Genomic DNA, 17,056 nt, shown 5'->3' with positions numbered 1-17,056 from the left:
ATAGCGTTTATTGTTTACATGGTCGGAATCGGAGGCGCGGAACGGGTTTCCGTTACTTTAGCAGAGCATTTTCGGGAAAAAGGCCATAGAGTCAGTATTCTATGTTACAGAGATGATGGTACTTACCCGGTTCATAAGTCGATCCCTGTGATCAAGCTTCCGGATGCTGCCAATCCTGTCGTGCGGCATCTGAAAAGAATTCACTTTTTTGTAAAATATGCCAGGAAAAATCAAATTGATCTTGTAATTGCATTGTTCCGTGGATTTGATTTTACGTGGATTTACAGGGGAATTTCTAAAAGCCGCCTGATTCTGTCCCAGCGAAACGATCCAAAGGCGGAGTATGATAAAAATCTGTCGGCTAAAATGCAGTGTCTTTTATTTTTCAGTGGAGCAGATGCCGTTGTCTTCCAGACAAAAGAGGAGCGGGATTACTTCAGCCGCAGAATTCGCAAAAAGGGTGTTCTGATTCCTAATCCGGTGAAGGAGTTTTTGCCGCCGCCGTACAGAGGCCCCAGGAACAAAGTCATCGTAAACTTCTGCCGTCTGGATCCTCAGAAAAATCTAAAATTATTGTTGTCTGCTTTTGGAAGAATTTGTCAGGAATTTCCTGAATATCATCTGAAGATATATGGGGAAGGGCCTCAGAAAGAAGAGCTGCTTGATTTTTTGAGAGAAAAAAAACTGGAGGGCAGAGCGGAAATTTGTCCTTTTTCGGACAATATCCACGAAGAAATCAAGGATGCGGCAATGTTTGTTTCATCCTCCAATTACGAGGGGATCTCAAATTCTATGATGGAGGCTATGGCAATGGAATTGCCTTGTATCTGTACGGACTGTCCGGCTGGCGGTGCGGGCATGGTGATTCGGAATGGAGTAAACGGGCTGTTAGTTCCTGTCGGGAATGAAGCAGCTTTAGCAGCGGCGATGAAAAAGCTTTTGTCAGAACCGGACTATGCATTGCGTTTGGGGCGAGAAGCTGGAAAGGTGCGGGATACATTTTCTGCTGATCGAATCTGTAAACGATGGGACAAACTGATTAAAGAGCTCACTGACACAGGAAAAAAGGGCAGAAAGAGAGTTATGAGCAGAAATTGAGCAGAAAAAAAATTGTTTTGACGAATATGCTTTGGCGTTTTGCCGAGAGGTGCGGGGCCCAGGGAGTGTCATTTGTGGTTTCCCTGGTTCTGGCCCGCCTTTTGACACCGGAAGACTATGGTGTTGTTTCTTTGATTACAATTTTTACGTCAATTTTGACTCTTTTCATTGACAGTGGATTTAAAAATGCTTTAATTCAGAAAAAAAATGCGGATCAGCTGGACTTTACCACGGTTTTCTATTTCAATGTATTTTTAGGAGCCGTACTGTATTTTGTCATGTTTGCAGCAAGCCCTTTGATTGCGGATTTCTTTGGACGTCCTGATATGGTGGCCTTTATTCGAGTTATGTCACTGACGCTGCTTTTGGGCGGGATAAACGGAGTACAGACGGCTATTGTGTCAAAGAGAATGGAATTTCGGAAGTTTTTCTATTCTACTCTGGCCGGAACCATATTTTCTGCTATGGTGGGAGTTGCCATGGCATATAAAGGTGCCGGTGTTTGGGCTTTGATTTTTCAGCGTCTTCTGAACCAGGCCATTGATACAGGTGTGCTTTGGTGTACAGTGCGCTGGCGTCCGAGCCTTGAGTTCTCTTTCCGGCGGCTGAGACCAATGTTTGCATATGGGAGCAGGATTCTGGGATCATCGCTCCTTAATTCCTTTACCTCGAATCTGTCGGGTCTCTTGATTGGGAAAATATACGAGTCAGAGATGCTGGCCTATTACGAAAAGGGAAGGACAATACCGGGAATGCTGACAGATAATTTACAGATTTCGGTTCAAAGTGTGCTTTTCCCGGTTATGGCATTGGAACAGGATAAAGCAGAACAGGTAAAGGATATCCTGAAACGCTCAATTGGGATCAGCACATACTTTGTTTTCCCGTTTATGATCGGCATTGCCTCCTGTGCAGAACCTTTGATACAGATACTTTACACGGAGAAGTGGATTCAAATGGTGCCGTATTTGCAGCTCTGGTGTTTTATTTCCATGTTTTATCTCTGGCACACCGCAAATCTCCAGGTAATTCAGGCGATGGGACGAAGCGATATTTTTTTGAGGATAGAAGCCGTCAAACAATTCCTTGCCCTTGCTGGTGTTTTCCTTGCTATTCCGTTTGGTGTGTTGACTCTTCTGATGTCAGTATGCGTGACAACAGTCATTTCCCTTGCCATCAACGCACATCCGAATCAAAAGCTGGTCAACTATGGCTTTTTAAAACAGGTGCGGGATATGTTTCCGATTCTTGCGCTTAACGGTCTTTTGGCGGCAGTTTTATGGTTGACCGGCCGTCTGCCATTTACGGGTCTGACCATGATATTTACTAAAGCGGCAGTCGGCATAGCCTTTTATATAGCTGGTTCTTTAGTGATGAAGCTCAGCGTACTGAGATATGCGGTCGGATTGCTTTTGGAGCTTGCAGGTCGTGGAGAAAGGAAAGAGTGCTGATGGAAGACAAAAAAATATTGGTGACAAGGGCGTATCTCCCTCCAATGGAGGAATATATTGAGGAATTAAAAGAACTTTGGGAATCCCACTGGATCACGAATATGGGAGAGAAACACAGAAAACTTCAGCAGGAACTGATGCAGTTTATGGGGGCAGATGCGATTGAGCTTTTTACCAATGGCCATATGGCGCTGGAGTTATGCATTCAGGCATTTAATTTGACGGGAGAGGTTATAACGACACCCTATACGTTTGCCTCCACAACGCATGCGATTGTTCGGAATGGCCTGAAGCCAGTATTTTGTGACATTGATCCGGAGACATTTACCATAGATGTATCGAAAATAGAGAGCCTGATTACGGACAGGACATGTGCAATTCTTCCGGTACATGTGTATGGCAATGTCTGTGACGTAGATGGAATTGACCAACTTGCAAAAAAGTATGGACTCAAGGTGATTTACGATGCGGCGCATGCTTTCGGAGAAACATACAGGGGAAAAGGCGTTGGAACATTTGGCGATGTATCCTGCTTTAGCTTTCATGCAACGAAGGTCTTTAATACGATTGAGGGCGGAGCTGCCGTTTATCATGACAGTGAGTACGGATTGGAGCTGTACCGGCTGAAAAATTTTGGAATCCGCGGGCCGGAGCGGGTGGATGCCGTTGGGGCAAACGCTAAAATGAACGAATTCTGTGCGGCTATGGGATTATGCAACCTGCGCCATATGGAGGAGCTTCTGACAGAAAGAAAGCGTGTGACGGAACGCTATCTGGAGCATCTTGAGAGGATTGACGGACTGAAGCTGAACGCTGTTCAAAAGGATGTGAAACCAAATTATGGGTATTTTCCGGTAATATTTGATGAAAAACGATTTGGTGCCAGCCGAAATGAAGTATTTGAGATCCTTTGGCAGCATGGAATAGGAACGAGGAAATATTTTTATCCGCTGACAAATTCTTTTGAGTGCTTTCATGGACAGTTTTCCCTGGAAGAAACCCCGGCTGCCAGATATATTGCCAATCGTGTTTTGGCGCTGCCAATCTATCCTGAGCTGGAAAATACAGAAGTTGACAGGATCTGTGATATTATTTTAAGCTGCCGCCATTAGACGGAAATAAGGACAGCAAAACAGCCGGTTATAGGACTGGAGGGAAAGCTATGGTATCTGCGGAAAAGGAAGACGCCGGACAGGAGATCGTTGTCAGTACATATTGTCTGGCATATAACCACGAGAAATTTATACGGGATGCATTGGAGGGATTTGTTTCACAAAAAACAAATTTCAGATATGAGGTTCTTGTACATGATGATGCCTCCACAGACGGAACGGCACGTATTATCCGGGAATACGAAGAAAAATATCCGGATATCATAAAGCCAATCTATCAGAAAGAGAATCAGTACTCCAAGGGAATTGATATTGTTGGGACGATTATCACCCCAAGGCTTAAAGGAACGTATATTGCAATATGTGAGGGGGACGATTACTGGACCGATCCGGAAAAACTGCAAAGGCAGGTGGACATTTTGGAAGCCATGCCCTCTTGTATAGCATGCGTGCATCAGACATTGGAAATCGGATGCAGAAGTGGGAAAAAGCGGCTTATCTCACCGTATCGTGAGGATGGTTTTGTCGATATGCAGACGATCATCAGCGGGGGGAACAAAGCTTTTCAGCTCTCTTCACTGGTTTTCCGAAAGAAGGCTCTTGAAGAAATACCGCAGTTTGTATCGGCGGTGAAGGGAACTGGGGATTATGCGCTTTCGATGTATCTTGGATTGAAGGGAGATATCTTTTTTATCAATCGAACGATGTCGGTTTACCGTATGCTTTCTTCGGAGAGTTCATGGACAAGCCGCATGGCGGCAGACGAAAAAGCCTGGCTTAAGCACTGCCGGGAAACGATTGATATGCTCCGGTCGGTTGATTGCTATACAGAAGGGAAGTTCCATGAAATGTTTGATCGGGAACTGGCAAAATTTGAATACGAGCTGGAACGTGCAGCATGCAGCAGCAGCGTCTTTTTGTTGCCCAGATATGCGGAATACTGGAAAAGGGAGCCGCTGGTTAAAAAGCTGCGATATTTTATAAAGCTCATGCTGCCGCCGCCGATATGAAATAGATGGAAGAAGTAGAATCTGATATGGGGGAAAATAATTTGCATCATCGGAAAAAGAAAATGGCTTTGCTGGGGGCTGTCACTATAATTTGTCTTGTGATTTTGTTTTGCTCGAAAGATTATGCGAAAATGGCTTCGGGTAAGATGCAGACAGGAGAAATTGCCGTGGATTTCCAACAGGTGGTTGGTCAGATCCGGCCGCTCCAGGGAATGAACAATGGCCCGGCCAGCGGATATTTCCTGAACGAGTCGGGAGATATTGCATGGCAGATGGATGTAACAGGTCTTTATAAAGAAATGGGGATCCCTTATGTGCGGACGCATGATACCGAGTATCCCTATGGACAGGATCTATTTGTAGATATTCACTGCATTTTCCCGGATTTCCGTGCAGATCCAAATCTGCCGTCTTCGTACAGCTTTGAAGAGACCGATGAATATATTGCGGCAATCATTGATTCAGGTGCGCAGGTTTTTTTCCGCTTAGGCGAGTCCATAGATCATTCCGGAGAAAATCGTTATACCAGACCGCCGGAAGACCTTCAGAAATGGGCAGAAATATGTGAGCATATTATTCGTCACTATAACAAGTATTGGGCAGATGGATATTCATATGGGATCGAGTACTGGGAGATATGGAATGAGCCGGATTCCGGGTCGATGTGGCGCGGATCCATGGAGGAGTTCTATGAACTGTATCATGTAACGGCATCCTATCTGAAACAGACGCATCCGGAAGTAAAAGTGGGCGGCGGCGCTTTCAGCTACCCGGAAGAAGAGAAGATAACAGCTTTTTTGGGAGCGGTACAGGAAAATAATTCTCCTTTGGATTTTCTAAGCTGGCATACCTATACAAATGCTCCCGGGAAATTTGCAGAAAATGCAGGAAAAGTCCAGGAATTATTGAACCAATATGGTTTCACAGAGACCGAGAATATTCTGGACGAATGGAATTATCTGGACGGGTGGGACGATCAAACCAATGCCATTTCTGTTCGGAATTCCTTTATTGGAGCTTCTTTCCTTGCAGCAAGCCTGATAGAAATGCAGAACAGTCCATTGGATCTGGCAATGTATTATGATGGACAGTATTTGTTTGCGGATTTTTATTGCGGTCTGTATGATGCCGAAGGGAAAAAAGAACCTGGATATTACAGCTTTTTGTTTTGGAATGAACTGAATCATCTGAAAAACCAGGCATATGCGGAGTCAAGCCTGGACAGTGTTTATTGCTGTGCAGCCGTTTCCGGGGAGGAGCAGGCTCTTTTGGTTGTAAATTATAATGCGGTACCAACCAAAGTCCACATAAAATTCCAGGAAAGTTCAATCATAGAAAAGCTGACATCTGTGCGCATAAATGGGCAGCATCCGGAAAGCGTTGCGGAAAACAGCGTTTTGTTTTTTGGAGAGAAGACGTTTTCGCTGGAGGCAGGAGAAATTTTATTCCTGACTTTTCAGTAAGGTGGGGAAACCTCAATACAGAAAGGGGAAAAAATGCCGCGGTTTAGCGTACTGGTGCCGGTTTATAATGGGGAATTGCATATTAAAAAATGTCTGGAGTCACTTTTAGAACAGACTTTTGAAGACTTTGAGGTGATTCTCCTGAATGACGGATCATCAGACCGTTCGGGGGAAATTGCAGATGAGTTTGCGTTAAACGACAAAAGGATCCATGTTTTTTTTCAAAAGAATCAAGGCATCTTCAGAACCAGAATATCCATGATGCAGCAGGCAGCAGGAGAATATCTCGTTTTTTGCGATGCAGATGATTGGATGGAGAAAAACGCTCTGGAGAAGCTTGACAAAGCGATTCAGGAAAGCAATGCGGAACTGATTTTATTTGATTCTAATAAAGTTTACACAGAAAAAGGAAAAGAAAAGATTGTTCCGGATACTCCAATAGGTGAATGCGCAGGCTTTTTGGACAAAGAGTTTATTGCGCAGAGATTGTCAGAGTCTTTTGTTATGAATCCGCTGTGGAGAAAGACAGTAAGACGCAGGATTGTGGATCCAAAGCGGTATCATAAATATTTGGACATCTGCCAGGGGGAGGATCTGATCATAGGGCTGCCCTGGCTGTTTGAGGCAGGAAAGGTGTTTTATCTGAAGGAATCGCTTTATTATTATAGGTGCGGTGAGCCTCAAAGTGCAACAGGACGTGTATTTCCATATCGTTTCCGGATGGTTAATGAAACGAGGAAAATTCTTTTGGAGTATTTAAAGCAGTATCCGGAAAATGTGAACATGGAGATTCTGGCAAATCATTATTTCCTGGCTTTAAATTATTGTATGGCGGATATTGTATTCGGTATTAAAAGCGGCAGAGAAAAGAATGCAGCGTTTGAAGAAATGAAAGCTTCTGTGGTTTATAAGAGCCTTAAAAATTATGTGCGCACGGAAAGCATGAGGGTTCGTTTCAGGCTTTCTACGAGACTTCTCATTCGGGGACATTACAGGGCCTTAAGTATTTTCTGCCGTTTCGTTGGGATTATGCAAAGGAGAAAGAGATGAAGCTTGGAATTATGCAGCCATATTTTCTTCCATATATCGGATATTGGCAGCTGCTGAATGCAGTGGATGCATATGTCATATTGGATGATGTAAACTATATTGGAAGAGGATGGATTAACCGCAACCGCATTTTGATTCACGGAGAACCTGCCTATCTGAACCTTCCTGTCAGTAAGGCCAGTCAGAATCGAAAAATCAATGAGCTTCAGGTAAACTGGGACGAAAAGGAGAGGCTAAGGGCAAAAAGAAAAGTAGAACTGGCATATAAGAGGGCTCCCTATTTTGATTCTGTATATCCATTGTTTTGCGGGATTGTGGATGACGAGCAAAGGAACCTGTCGGAGTATCTTACGGACTCTATACGGAAAATTTGTGAATATTTGGAAATTGAAACTCCAATTCTGCTATCTTCTGAACTTGAGAAAGATCATTCACGGAAAGGGCAGGAAAGGATTTTGGACATATGCGACCATCTCGGAGCCAGTGAATATTATAATGCGATTGGCGGGCAGGCACTTTATTCGGGAAGCAGGTTTCAGGAGCATAAAATTCAGCTTGGCTTTGTAGAGACCGGAGTAATTGAATATGAACAATTTGGCAGTGTATTTGTCCCGGGATTGTCAATTCTGGATGTCATGATGTTTAATCCGGTAAAACGAATTCAAGAGTTTTTGGGCGAGTATGTGATCGTTCCGGGACGGGAAGAGACGGAGGAAGAAAATGAATCGAATATTGAGAGGTCTGCTGAGTGAAAAATCCTATTATGCGATGCTGAGACACCAGGGGCTTCATATTGGCGAAGGGTGCGATATCTGCCGGGATGTGGAATTTGGCAGTGAGCCATATCTGATTTGGATCGGCGATCATGTGAGAATTACATCCGGAGTTAAATTTGTGACACATGACGGCGGAATGTGGACATTGCGCGGTTTAGGATGGCTGGAAAACGCAGACCGTTTCGGAGAAATACGAATCGGCAGGAACACTCATATAGGATTGAACAGTATTCTCATGCCAGGGGTTCATATCGGTGAAAACTGCATCATCGGCTGCGGAGCAGTGGTGACGCATGACATTCCGTCTGGTTCTGTGGCAGTCGGGGTTCCGGCCAGGGTTATTCAGACCGTAGAAGAGTATTATGAAAAAAACAGAAACAGATGCGTGAAGACGAAGCATCTGGGGGCAGCAGAAAAGAGAAAGTATCTGGAAAAAGCGATAACAAGCCAGCGAAAAACAGAGCTCGTCAGAAAGGATGCAATATGAAACCAAGAAATGTGCCGCTTCATGGAAAGAGAATACTGATTACAGGTGCCGCAGGCTTCATTGGCGCAGGGCTCGCGGAAAAAATATGCAACATATTTCCCGACTGTTCTTTGATCGGTATAGATAATATCAATGATTATTATGATACGCATTTGAAGAGAGGCAGGCTGGAACGGCTGAAGGGTTATGCATGTTTTCGGTTTGTTAAGGGATCCATCTCCGATAAAGAATTTGTGCAGAACATATTTTCCGTGTATAGGCCTCATGTTGTGGTGAACCTGGCAGCGCAGGCCGGAGTCCGTTATTCCATTGATTTTCCGGATACTTATATTGAAACAAATATCGTGGGATTTTTTAATATATTAGAGGCGTGCCGGCATTATCCTGTTGAGCATCTTGTTTTTGCATCCAGCTCATCTGTATATGGGGCAAACCAGAAAGTACCATACTCAGAGGAGGATCAGGCGGATTGGCCTGTCAGCTTATATGCGGCGACAAAAAAGTCCGACGAGCTTTTAGCAAATGCATATTCCAGACTGTATGATATTCCGTCTACCGGGCTCCGTTTTTTTACCGTTTATGGCCCGGCCGGAAGACCAGATATGGCTTATTACAGCTTTACGGACAAGATGGTCCGGGGCGAAACGATCAGGCTTTTTAATTATGGAAAATGCAAACGAGATTTTACATATATTGATGATGTGACGGAAGGAATTATAAAAGTTCTTCAGGCAGCTCCGGAAAAGGGATGGGACGAACGCGGGCTTTCTGTTCCGCCGTATGCAATCTACAACATCGGCAACAGCCATCCGGAGGATTTAATAGAGTTTGTCAGAGTTTTGCGCGAGGAGCTGATCCGTGCAGAGATTCTGGATAAGGATTATGATCTGGATTCTCATATGGAATTGGTGCCCATGCAGCCAGGAGATGTAGTTGTCACCTGTGCAGATACGGAATCCCTGGAGAGGGATTTTGGATTTCGCCCATCGGTTCCGCTTCGGGAGGGATTGAGAAAATTTGCGGAATGGTATTATGAATATTACATGAGAGAATGAGAAGGCACTGCCTGTGGAAGGAAGGTTGGTATGGAACAGACAATGAAGATTACAGTGGTCGGAGCAGGTTATGTGGGATTGTCGGTTGCCGTATTGCTGGCACAGCGTCATAAGGTTTGTATCCTTGATATTCTTCAGGAACGGGTGGAAAAAATTAACCGCAGAGAGTCTCCGATCCAGGATTCCTGTATTGAAGCGTATCTGAAAGAGAAAACGCTGGAATTGGAAGCAACTTTGGATATGGCCAGGGCATATAAAGATGCTGACTTTATAGTGATTGCGGTTCCTACGGATTACAGTCCGGAGAAAAACTTCTTTGATACATCATTGGTGGAGACTGTGCTCCAGCAGGCAGCCGAGAGTAATCCCAGAGCGGCTCTGGTTATAAAATCTACGGTTCCGGTAGGCTTTACTCAGAAGGCAGCAGAGAAACTGAAGGGCAGATGTATTCTGTTCTGCCCGGAATTTTTACGGGAGACGAAGGCACTGTATGATAATCTGTTTCCTTCCAGAATTATTATTGGCTGCGATAAGGAAGAAACGTCTGAAGCGGCAGCTGCCGTTTTGGGAGATATTTTGAAGGAAGGCTCAGAAAGAGAAAATGTCCCCGTCTATTATATGGGGTATTCGGAGGCAGAGGCAGTAAAGTTATTTGCTAATTCATACCTTGCTTTGCGGATCGCGTATTTTAATGAAATGGATACCTATGCAGAGATGAAGGGATTGGATACCAGGCAAATTATAAAAGGTGTCTGTGCAGATCCACGAATTGGTGATTATTACAATAATCCCAGTTTTGGCTATGGGGGGTATTGTCTTCCTAAGGATACAAAACAATTGGTGGCGAATTATCAGGATGTACCGGAGAAGTTAATAGGGGCAGTAGTGGAAAGCAATAAAATTCGGACAGATTACATCGCTGAGCGGATTGTGGAACTGCTGCGGAAAGATGAGACAAAAGCGGAGCAGACTCCAAATACTGTGGTCGGGATTTTTCGTTTAACAATGAAGAGTAATTCTGATAATTTTCGCCAGAGCAGTATTTTAAAAGTCATGGAGAACATAAAACGTGAGGGGATAGCGATGCTCATTTATGAGCCGGCGCTGAGAGGCCAGACGGACTTCTGCGGGTGTATGGTGACTGCGGATTTAAAAGAATTTAAAATGAAAAGCAGGCTGATTGTGGCAAACCGATATGACAGTTGTCTTGATGATGTGAAACATAAGGTATATACGAGGGATATTTTTAAAAGGGATTAGGTAGCAGGACAATGAAAGTGCTAATGGTGGGAGTGGATCAGAAGGTTGTGGGCGGAATGCTCACAGTTTCAGAGAATTATCTGAAAAGCAAACGATTTCGTACGCAGACAAATCTGAAATATATATCTACTGCAACACGCGGCAGCATTCCGATAAAGCTGCTCAAATTTGCGGGCGCAATGATAAGAATCATAGGTCTGATTCTGACCGATAAAACGGATATCGTCCATGTGCATATGGCAGAAAGAGGGAGTGTTTTTCGGAAAGGAATTGTGATTGTCATTGCAAAGGCGTTGGGGGCCAAAACGGTAATTCATATGCATGCCGGCCCGATTGAAGAATGGTACAGCAGGCAGCGCCTTCCGGTAAGAACACTGACAGCATGGATTTTTTGCCAGGCAGACAGAATGCTTGTTCTGGGAAAAAACTGGGTGCCTTTTATGGAACGCGTAATGGGAGAAAAGAATCGGAAGAAAGTTTTGGTGCTTCATAATGCTGTTCATACACCATCCGAAAATCTGTATAACAATGAAGGCAAGAATCTGTTGTTTTATGGGATGCTGACGAAACAAAAAGGGATAGAAGATCTGCTGGACGCTTTTTCTAATATTCTGGACGAAATTCCGGAGGATATTTGCCTAATGCTCTATGGGGACGATGTAGAAGGCAATGTTCGGGAAAGGATTCATGCGCGCTCACTGGAGACACGAGTGAAATATTGTGGCTGGCTTGAGAAAGGAGAACGGGAAAAATGCTTTTCCGAGACCATATTGCATGTTTTGCCGTCTTACAGTGAGGGGCTGCCCATGGCAATTTTAGAAACGATGAGCTATGGAATTCCGAATGTATCAACAGAGGTGGGCTCCATTTCCGAGGTGGTTGAAGACTCAAAAAATGGGCGGTTAATACAGCCTGGAGATGTTTCCAAGCTATCTTTGGTTATGAAGGAGATGATTCTATGCCCGGAGACCAGAAAAGAGTATAGTGATAATGCTTTCATGAAAATCCGAAATGAGTTCTCATTTCCTGTTCATTTGAGGCACCTTATATCTATTTATGAGGATTTGCTTAAGGCTGAATAATCTCAGAGGGGATGACATAGTGAGGGAAAATAAAGAGAAGCTGCTGAATTTATATGTTGATAATCTGTCGCAAAAAGAACTCCTTTTCGAGGCAGAGAAGCGGATTATGGGCAGGACGCCTTCTCAAATGGTATTTGTTAATGTGGATGTGGCGGTAAAAGCGGATAAGGACGAATATCTCAGGAAAATCATCAATGAAGCAGATTTTGCGATGGTAGATGGAATGCCGCTTGTCTGGATTTCATATTTGTATGGAAGACCATTGAAAGAGAAAGTTTCGGGCTCGGATTTTGTTCCGGCGCTTTGCCGTGAGGCTGCCGATAAAGGATGGAAAATATTTCTCTTAGGAGGGGCGGAAGGGGTACCTCAAAGGGCAGCGGCTAATCTGAAAAAACGCATACCTAATATTACAATTTGCGGGACTTACTCTCCGCCAATGCAGTTTGAAAAGGACAAAGAAGAACTGGCTAAAATAAAAAGAATGATTGCAGAAGCGTCTCCTGAGATCTTGATTGTTTGTTTTGGATGTCCCAAGCAGGAAAAGTTTATTTATGAGCACAGCAGAGAATATGGAGCTCTTTTGTCCATCTGTGCAGGGGCAACCGTAGACTTCCTGGCAGGGACAGTAAAACGCTGTCCCAGATGGATCAGCAGTATAGGAATGGAATGGTTTTACCGTTTCCTGAAAGAACCTCGCAGACTATTCAAGAGATATTTTGTGGATGATTTAAGGATTTTAGCTATGGTATTTAAATATCGGTCATGGGGAGAATAAAATGAAAACCTTGTTATTGATTGGAAGCAACACCGGATACCGGGAAGTGGCAGAGTATATAAAGAAGAGAGGAGATCGTCTGATTGTGACAGACTACCTGCCTGTGGAAGAGTCGCCGGCCAAGCAGCTGGCAGACGAGGTTTGGAATATCAGCACGCGGGACGAAGAAGCCATTTATCAGAAATGCCTTGAGGAAAAACCAGATGGTATCCTGGCGACGACAAGTGAGCCAAACTTGGAGACTGCCCTGAAGCTGGCAGAGCGTCTCGGGCTTCCGTTTTACATTTCTCCTAGAGCCTGGAGCTATGTACATGATAAGCTGGAATTCAGGAAGATGTGTAAAAAACATGGGCTTCCTGTTGCAGAGGAGTTTTCGGAGGAAAATTTCCCAACAGAAAGCGATTGTCCTGTTATCGTGAAGCCGGCGGACAACTGTTTTAACCGGGGGATCACAATTTGTGAGCACATAGATAAATTTGGAGAGGCATGCCGGTTGGCCAGAGAAAATTCCCCTACTGGAAAGATTGTGATAGAAAAATATATCAGGGGAAATCAATTTAACACAAGCTATATAATTGTAGATGGGCATCCGGAGCTTATTTCTTTGTCGGAGACCCGGGTGAATCCGGACGAATCCACCATGTGTTATTGCCTTAGCTATTCCAGGACAGAGTGGGAAGCAGTATATCTTGAAAAGTATGACAAGAAGGTGCGGAAACTCCTGAAAGATATCGGCTTTGCGAATGGGATTGCGTTTTTCCAGACCATTGCAGATAAAGAGACAGGAAAGATATATTTTCTTGAGGTGAATAGTAGACTTGATGGCCTGGGACTTTTCAATATGCTGAAAGAAGCTATCGGTGTTGACCAGATCAAGCTGATTACGGATATATCTCTGGATGGGAAAACAGATTTGACTATTGTTCCGTATCAAACTGGCGGACGGGTTCTTTGCACTTATTGTATATGGTCTCATAAACCATGTGTAATTGCAAGTATTCGTGGAGTCCAGGAACTTTCCGCACATCTGGAACACCTGTATCTGCATATGAATTGTTATGAAGGGATGCGCCTGGAGGAACAGAAAGAAAAGGGAAATCTACTGTTTACCATCAATTTTTCAACGGCTACAAAAGAACAGATGATAGAAAAACTTCGGTATATTAACAGAACGGTATCCGTACTTGATACGGAAGGAGAAGATATCATGGTTCGTTATAATGGGCCGGAGATTCAGGAAAACCAGCCATCTTGAAATCTTCCCCCAAACGCCCTATAATATTGATAAGAAAACCCCTTTATCCCTCTATTGAGAGAGGAGAATCCCTCATGCAATACATAAGTCTGCACGCAGAACGGACTTCGTATATGCTGCCGTTCGACCAGGCGGAGGCGGAACAGTTCTTATATTTATGGCGGGAAAGGAAAAAACATGAAAAAGCTGCTGATGCTGGGGAGCAATAATGGAAGTGTTTATATTATAAAAAAGTGAACTGCTTCCCGTCAAGTAGACAATCAAAAAAATATAATTTTTTTCTGCCAGTAGGTATCACCTGCTGGCAGATTTTTACGCTGCCTGTAAATATTTTTCGTGTTTCTCCATTGGTGTTACTATACCAAGCTTCCTCTGCAAACGTCTGTTGTTATAGTAATTGATATATTTCTCTATCATGACCACCAGTGATTCTCTGTCCATAAATCGTTTACCATAATAACGCTCCCGTTTTAGAATTCCCCAGAATCCTTCCATTGGTCCATTATCGATACACTTTGCTACTCTGGACATGCTCTGCATCATCCCTGCTGCTTCAAGTTTTGCATGAAAGGCTCTATTGGTGTATTGAAAGCCTCTGTCACTGTGAAACATTGGATGTGCATCAGGATTATCTTTGACTGCATCATCAAAGGTATCAAACACTAATGCATTACTATTACTGTCTCCAATACGGTAGGATACGATTCTTCGGTCATACAGGTCAAGAATTGCACTTAAATATACCTTGTGCTTTTCATTTCCGATATAGTAATGAAATTCCGTTACATCGGTCAACCACTTTTCATTCGGAGCTTCTGCCGTAAATTCACGATTCAGGATATTTTCGGCTATGTACTGTGGATTTGCAGCCTGTCTTGTACAGCTATCGTTTGCATATTTAATGGTGGATTTGATACCAAGTTTCCGGCAGATGCGCAAAACACGTTTATCATTTACATCAATGTCATGGTAACGCTCCAACTCATCACGGATTCTGCGATAACCCTTATCAGGTGATTCTATGTGGATTTTTTCTATCAGTTCCGCAATTTTTCGGTTTTCCTGTTCATTCTCTGACATTTCATGGTTCAGCCATTTGTAATAAGCCGCCCTTGAAACACCGCCAATCTTACAAAGCTCCTGTATCGGATAATCGTGTTCTTTCTGTTCTTCTTTGACAGCCTGATAGATATGCTCGTGGCGGATCAGGCTCAGCCCCGCCTCCTTTCGATTTCCTCTAATTTTTTTAAGAATGATAACTCCATTTCTGCACGTTGCCGTTTGGCTTTTTCCAGTTTCAACTCCGCTTGAAGCTTTTCCACCTCTGTAAGAGAATCTTCCGATTTTCTTTTGCCGCGGTTATCCTGTAATGCAGGAACTCCGCCTGTTTCGTATTTGATAGTGTAATTTCGTGCCTGCTGATAGGACACCTTAAAGTTTTCTGATGTTTCAGCATAGTTATGGCCATGGGAAATGCAGTAGGATGCAATTTCCACTCTTTCTTCAAACGTTGTTTTTCTTCCTTTGGTCATAAGACTACATCCTCCTGTTCTGGAAGCCTTCAGTTCCTTATGACCATTATACAGCGCAATCCATTGCCTGAGTGTACGAGTACTGGAAATTTTATATTTTTTACAAATATCACGTAGTGAACCAAGACCAGAAAGATACTCTTGTACGGCAATCTCTTTCTCGGCAGAAGTTCTTTTGGTCCATCCTTTGTTGTAAAAGGTTTCTGAACCCATAGACTGATAATTACGAATCCATTCTTCTAAAGTAGTAGGATGAATTCCTTCGCCTGTTGATACAGATGTAATACTATGTTTAGCTTCCAAAATAAGCTTTACCATTCGTAATTTATCTTCAGCAGAATATTTACGCATAAGAAATGCTCCCTCCTTGATAAACAGTTTTATTATTTCAACTGTCTACCTAGAAGGGAGCATATCAAAGGCCAGAGAGCGGGGGCTTTATACGATTGTAACTGATGACCAAGAGCTGTCGGCCTCCCCAGCGAAAAAATCGGCGGATGAAATCTGGGATATTTCCACGGCAGATGTGGATTGTCTGGAAAAACGCTGTCGGGAAGAAGGCGTGGAAGCAGTCATCTGCGGTGTCAGCGAGTTTAATCTGGATCGCTGCCTGGAACTTACCGACCATTTGGGACTTCCCTGGTATTTTACCGCGGAGGCATGGAGCTATTCCAGGAATAAGATAAAATTTAAGCAGGCGTGCAGAGAAACGGGACTTCCCACGGCAGAGGACTTCCCTGTCCCGGAGAATCTGGAAGACTGGAGCGAAATCACATTTCCGGTGGTTGTCAAGCCGGCAGATATGTGTGCGAACCGCGGCCTGTCATTTTGTAATTGCAGAGAGGAACTGCCTGCTGCATGCAGGAACGCCGAAAGTCTGTCTCCCAGCGGAAAAATTCTTGTAGAGAAAAAGATACAGGGGAAAGAGTTTCTTGCGTACTATGCAATGGCTGAGGGGGAGTGCTCCCTTGTTTCGCTTTCCGCAGCTTATTTTCAGCCCGGGAAGCCAAGCTTCTGTTATTCGATCAATACATCGGTTGTCAGCGACTTAGCCAGATATATCGAAACGACGGATCGGAAGGCTGCGGAAATGTTAAAGCATATCGGGTGTCGGGAGGGGTTTGGCTGGATCCAGTTTATGATGGACGAAGCAGGAACCTTTTATGCCATTGAAATGGGATACCGCCTGCCAGGAGACTCCGGATATATACCGTTTTATGAGGCCTGCGGCTTTGACGCTGTCGACTGGCTGCTGGACTGTTCTCTGGGGATACGCCATACGAAAGAGGAGCTTCCGGTGCCTTTGAGAGTTCCATTTGAAAAGCCGGCCTGTTCGTATGTTCTCTGGTCAGATTGCGGGGGAACAGTTACGGAAGTCTCCGGCTTTGACAAGCTGTCAGATATTCCAGGGGTTCTGCTTGAGATTAACGTCCATAAGGGTGACAGGATCGAGCCATTCCAGCAACTTGCAAATGTTGTTTTCAGCAGCGGCTGCTGTGAGGAGATGTGCAGCCGTTTAAAAGAAGTTAATGACGTTGTTTCTGTACGGTGCCAGGGAGAGGACGGAGAAAGCAGAGACGTGCTGATCCGTTATACGGATTATGAGTTTTTAATGGAAACGGACAGAAAAGGAAGAAAATAGAAAGGAGC

16 protein-coding genes are annotated in these 17,056 nt (G+C 44.1%); 14 read left to right on the top strand and 2 right to left on the bottom strand.

The genetic code is table 11. From position 1 onward, the window contains the following. Window positions 1-18 precede the first annotated feature (18 nt). From KE531_04170 to KE531_04110, 13 genes are all read left to right on the top strand, one after another. Complete coding sequence (locus KE531_04170) at window positions 19-1,098, top strand: glycosyltransferase (protein MBR9952826.1); 1,080 nt, start codon at window positions 19-21, stop codon at window positions 1,096-1,098. Continuing rightward, entirely contained in the window at window positions 1,095-2,549 is a 1,455-nt protein-coding gene (locus KE531_04165; GenBank protein ID MBR9952825.1) for a lipopolysaccharide biosynthesis protein, read from the top strand. Before KE531_04170 ends, KE531_04165 begins: the two co-directional genes overlap by 4 nt. Further along, window positions 2,549-3,661 (top strand): DegT/DnrJ/EryC1/StrS family aminotransferase, encoded by a 1,113-nt coding sequence (locus tag KE531_04160; protein ID MBR9952824.1) that lies wholly within the window; start codon window positions 2,549-2,551, stop codon window positions 3,659-3,661. The genes KE531_04165 and KE531_04160 overlap by 1 nt, the downstream gene beginning before the upstream one ends. Before the next feature lie 50 nt (window positions 3,662-3,711). Next, complete coding sequence (locus KE531_04155) at window positions 3,712-4,671, top strand: glycosyltransferase (GenBank protein MBR9952823.1); 960 nt, start codon at window positions 3,712-3,714, stop codon at window positions 4,669-4,671. A gap of 5 nt (window positions 4,672-4,676) precedes the next feature. Further along, window positions 4,677-6,134 (top strand): hypothetical protein, encoded by a 1,458-nt coding sequence (locus KE531_04150; protein ID MBR9952822.1) that lies wholly within the window; start codon window positions 4,677-4,679, stop codon window positions 6,132-6,134. A gap of 33 nt (window positions 6,135-6,167) precedes the next feature. After that, a complete protein-coding gene (locus KE531_04145) occupies window positions 6,168-7,184 on the top strand; it encodes a glycosyltransferase family 2 protein (protein ID MBR9952821.1) in 1,017 nt (338 codons plus the stop codon). Then, complete coding sequence (locus KE531_04140) at window positions 7,181-7,936, top strand: WbqC family protein (protein ID MBR9952820.1); 756 nt, start codon at window positions 7,181-7,183, stop codon at window positions 7,934-7,936. Before KE531_04145 ends, KE531_04140 begins: the two co-directional genes overlap by 4 nt. Next, window positions 7,905-8,447, top strand: coding sequence for an acyltransferase (locus KE531_04135; protein MBR9952819.1), 543 nt, complete (start codon window positions 7,905-7,907; stop codon window positions 8,445-8,447). Before KE531_04140 ends, KE531_04135 begins: the two co-directional genes overlap by 32 nt. Continuing rightward, on the top strand, window positions 8,444-9,502 hold the full coding sequence (locus tag KE531_04130; protein MBR9952818.1) for a GDP-mannose 4,6-dehydratase: 1,059 nt from the start codon (window positions 8,444-8,446) through the stop codon (window positions 9,500-9,502). The genes KE531_04135 and KE531_04130 overlap by 4 nt, the downstream gene beginning before the upstream one ends. Window positions 9,503-9,544: 42 nt before the next feature. Then, entirely contained in the window at window positions 9,545-10,762 is a 1,218-nt protein-coding gene (locus tag KE531_04125) for a nucleotide sugar dehydrogenase (protein ID MBR9952817.1), read from the top strand. A gap of 11 nt (window positions 10,763-10,773) precedes the next feature. Then, complete coding sequence (locus KE531_04120; protein ID MBR9952816.1) at window positions 10,774-11,844, top strand: glycosyltransferase family 4 protein; 1,071 nt, start codon at window positions 10,774-10,776, stop codon at window positions 11,842-11,844. After that, window positions 11,819-12,619: a WecB/TagA/CpsF family glycosyltransferase gene (locus KE531_04115; protein ID MBR9952815.1), complete on the top strand. Its 801-nt coding sequence runs from the start codon at window positions 11,819-11,821 to the stop codon at window positions 12,617-12,619. The genes KE531_04120 and KE531_04115 overlap by 26 nt, the downstream gene beginning before the upstream one ends. Window positions 12,620-12,854: 235 nt before the next feature. After that, window positions 12,855-13,874 carry an ATP-grasp domain-containing protein gene (locus KE531_04110; GenBank protein MBR9952814.1) on the top strand — a complete coding sequence of 340 codons (1,020 nt, stop codon included), beginning with the start codon at window positions 12,855-12,857 and terminating at the stop codon, window positions 13,872-13,874. A gap of 312 nt (window positions 13,875-14,186) precedes the next feature. Here the strand turns inward: KE531_04110 and KE531_04105 are convergent, their stop codons facing one another. Beyond that, window positions 14,187-15,116 (bottom strand): IS3 family transposase, encoded by a 930-nt coding sequence (locus KE531_04105; GenBank protein MBR9952813.1) that lies wholly within the window; start codon window positions 15,114-15,116, stop codon window positions 14,187-14,189. Next, the gene (locus tag KE531_04100; protein MBR9952812.1) at window positions 15,086-15,757 is read right to left on the bottom strand and encodes a transposase; all 672 of its coding nucleotides are present in this window, start codon (window positions 15,755-15,757) and stop codon (window positions 15,086-15,088) included. The genes KE531_04105 and KE531_04100 overlap by 31 nt, the downstream gene beginning before the upstream one ends. A 16-nt stretch (window positions 15,758-15,773) precedes the next feature. Here KE531_04100 and KE531_04095 point away from each other — a divergent pair, with 16 nt between their 5' ends. Continuing rightward, window positions 15,774-17,048 (top strand): ATP-grasp domain-containing protein, encoded by a 1,275-nt coding sequence (locus tag KE531_04095; protein ID MBR9952811.1) that lies wholly within the window; start codon window positions 15,774-15,776, stop codon window positions 17,046-17,048. Window positions 17,049-17,056: the final 8 nt, after the last annotated feature.

It is taken from the genome of Eubacteriaceae bacterium Marseille-Q4139 (assembly GCA_018223415.1).
GTDB lineage: Bacteria > Bacillota > Clostridia > Lachnospirales > Lachnospiraceae > CABSIM01.
Note: the sequence above shows the minus strand (reverse complement) of the source record. Positions and strands in the feature narration are given on the sequence as shown.